The 2,851-nt window shown below is 37.9% G+C and carries 5 protein-coding genes; all 5 read right to left on the reverse strand.

The genetic code is table 11. The features are described from left to right. Window positions 1-92: 92 nt before the first annotated feature. The 5 genes from N7931_RS19085 to N7931_RS19105 all read right to left on the reverse strand — a co-directional run bounded on the left by N7931_RS19085 (window position 93) and on the right by N7931_RS19105 (window position 2,654). Entirely contained in the window at window positions 93-530 is a 438-nt protein-coding gene (locus N7931_RS19085; RefSeq protein ID WP_262795930.1) for a hypothetical protein, read from the reverse strand. A 105-nt stretch (window positions 531-635) separates the two neighbouring features. Beyond that, window positions 636-941, reverse strand: coding sequence for a CPCC family cysteine-rich protein (locus tag N7931_RS19090; protein ID WP_262795931.1), 306 nt, complete (start codon window positions 939-941; stop codon window positions 636-638). A gap of 16 nt (window positions 942-957) precedes the next feature. Next, window positions 958-1,578 (reverse strand): RDD family protein, encoded by a 621-nt coding sequence (locus N7931_RS19095; protein ID WP_262795932.1) that lies wholly within the window; start codon window positions 1,576-1,578, stop codon window positions 958-960. Between the two features lie 119 nt (window positions 1,579-1,697). Further along, the gene (locus tag N7931_RS19100; RefSeq protein WP_262795933.1) at window positions 1,698-1,979 is read right to left on the reverse strand and encodes a hypothetical protein; all 282 of its coding nucleotides are present in this window, start codon (window positions 1,977-1,979) and stop codon (window positions 1,698-1,700) included. Between the two features lie 108 nt (window positions 1,980-2,087). Continuing rightward, the gene (locus N7931_RS19105) at window positions 2,088-2,654 is read right to left on the reverse strand and encodes a hypothetical protein (protein ID WP_262795934.1); all 567 of its coding nucleotides are present in this window, start codon (window positions 2,652-2,654) and stop codon (window positions 2,088-2,090) included. Between the last annotated feature and the right edge of the window lie 197 nt (window positions 2,655-2,851).

Consider the following 2,851-nt stretch of genomic DNA (forward strand, 5'->3'; position numbering starts at 1 on the left):
GATGATAGTGATCTTAAATTCAATGCTTCGGGACGGCGTTTTATGGGAAGCGCCGAAAACTTAAAATTAGTTATTGACACCATAGTCTCTTGTTATATTGCAATAGCTCTAAGCTCTGTGGCTATATTTGTGGCACCACCAAAAACGTGATTAAACCACTTACTGTGATTATAAATGTGTTCACCAGACTCATTTATAATATGAACTCCTTGAATAATTACTGCATGAAACCCCGTTTTATCTATAGTTAACTCTAACGAGTTACCTATAAAATTAGCGCCAGCGAAAACTACATAAGCACCAATCTCATTTACTAACCACAATGCTTTAGTTAAACGCTGGACGTATTGGCGCACTTTTTTAATTTGCAAAGACATTGATAGCTTGGAATCATATTGCACTACAACTAAAACGTATTTACCTGCACCTTGCTTTTTAAAAAGGCACAAATCAATGTCTTCAGTCGTAGGAATAACTTTTTCGTAGACAGAAGGACAAAATAATTTTTCAATTTGGCTGGCAACGCTCAATTGATTTCCCTTGCAATATAACGCCTTTAGCAGCGGCCGAACGAAGTGAGGTCCAGCCACAGCGTGTTTTTGCTGTGGCGATGCTGGCTAAACTTGTTATGTGTTTCAGTTTGCACTGGCCTCACCATTGATTAATTTATAGTTGCGTACATTTTCATCGGTAGGACGAACGCTGCGAACACAACTAATGTCTTTTTTCTCTGCTGCACCGAATTCTAGAAAGTTTTTACGGGCCTCAGTAAGACTGACATGATTGGGCCCACCTAAACACTCGTGGGCATCAACATCATCTTGACCATCATCTTCCCAGAAGCAAAGTTCACATATCTCGTAGTTAGCGACTTCATCCAAAGTTGCGTACCCACAACAAGGACAAACATAACTTCCGTTTTTTCCCTTTTCTCGATTCATAATTTACACATAACGCCTAGCTCACCGGAGAAGGAGCGTCAGCGACTGAGTCCGGTGCAGCTACTTGTTCTGTGTATTCCTGCTTAATAACTACGGTGCCAGCAATAAAATCATGGATTGCACGTTTCCTTTTATTGAATAATAAAACTAGAAACTCACTCCAGAACCAAAGTTGACTTACTGTGTTTACTAAGCCGTACCAAGCCGGAAATAAAGGTATTATATATTCCGCGCGCTCCATAAACCCTGCATTCAGATATATCTCTGGATCAGCATTTGTAATAGCTAAAGCTTGTGCCAATACCATAAAGAAGGCGACCCCTAGATCAACTGATGACCTAAGTAAAGCTTGCTTGAGCCCAATCTTACTGCCATCCGGAAAGGTAATTCTGATTCCGACAGCCATCTTTCCAAGAGTAGCCCCAAACTTATAATGGAAATAAACTGTATAAGCAGAAAATAGTAGACTTGATACTACTATCGTAACCATCGCGCTAAAGATTGATAACCCTTGCGTAAAATGAAACATGACCATGAATGGTATAAAAACCAACATGTCGATAAGAGCTGCACCGAAGCGTTTCCAAAAGCCAGCGTAGACTTTTTCACTATTTATTTCTAAAGGTAAAAACTCCATTCCTTCTCCTTTACACAGAACGCCGCAATATGGGGCGCACAAAAGCTTGGCTAAAATAGGAACGAAGTGACGCAGCCAAGCTTTTTGCGTCCCCTCATAATTGCATTGTTATATGCCAACTACAAATCTGACTTCACGGTTAACAATTTGGCACCATTCCAAGCTAATTCTACACCTTTTTTGAAATCAAAAACTTGGCATTCGTTGCTACCGTAATTAGCTAGATAATTGATTACGTCTGCATTTTTAATCCAAGTTCTAGCCACTAATTGCTTATTAAGATCAGTAGATTTTATGATTGCTAGATGTCCGGCAGAATGACGATAGAATCCAGATGGGATGGTTACGTTTTCTTTGATGCAAAACGCCTCAATTATCAGCTGATATTTAGACTTTACCACCTAATTCTCCATGGCATATAACGCCGTTGTAACCGGCTAATAATAGTTGGCTAAAATTTGTGAGGCACGAACAAAGCCAACTGTTATTTGTCCGCGTTTACAACTTTGTTATGGCTCATTGCACATTATAAATGATCGCACTTCGCGGAAATACAAAGCTTCTATATCAAAGAATTTAATGAATGGATCTTCACAACCAAAACTTCGATATAAATAAACCATTTTACAAATTAGACTTGCGGCTAACTTTATAATCCTATCATTATGTGACCTGTTAGCATTTTGCTCATAAGAATAACGGCTTCGCGTGAAAAGGTCTTTATTTGCAGATAATGTTTTAAGGTCTAATGAATTAAAAAGGTAATGCTGAATATTTTCTGGTAAAGCTTCATACAAAACCATTAAATCATGTGCATTTGTACCTTTTGGCAAAGCCTTTTTCTTTTCAAACTCATAAGTTTCATTTATTTGGCCTTCATTGCTTCTTACCGTCGCATGAAAACTTTTAAGAATAATTTCAATACTTAGAGCACACAAAACTGCTTGAATGCTCATTCTTTGATGAGTGGAAGAAGTACAAATCTTGTAGTAATCATAAGCATTTTCTAGCATGTACGGTCTGAAATCTATTTGTTCAATACCGTCTGTATTAGGCGAAAACTTCAAATCATTCACTGCACTTCCCTTTTTGCCATAACAGCTTAATCATCAGAAGTGTGTATAGAACTTTTCAATATTGAGTCTAACAACATCATTCCAATAAGCTTTAAATTAATAATTTCATGAACTTAAGCCTAGATTAACTAAAATGCAACAATAATTTTAGGGCAGAAACCAAGCCAATCGTCAAAGCGAGCCTAATATAGGGTCGT

Source organism: Catenovulum sp. 2E275 (genome assembly GCF_025515275.1).
Taxonomy (GTDB): Bacteria; Pseudomonadota; Gammaproteobacteria; order Enterobacterales; family Alteromonadaceae; genus Catenovulum.

Coding starts and splice junctions, on each gene's coding strand:
- N7931_RS19090 (WP_262795931.1), bottom strand. CDS start 941: ATGAATCGAGAAAAGGGAAAAAACGGAAGTTATGTTTGTCCTTGTTGT.
- N7931_RS19095 (WP_262795932.1), bottom strand. CDS start 1,578: ATGGAGTTTTTACCTTTAGAAATAAATAGTGAAAAAGTCTACGCTGGC.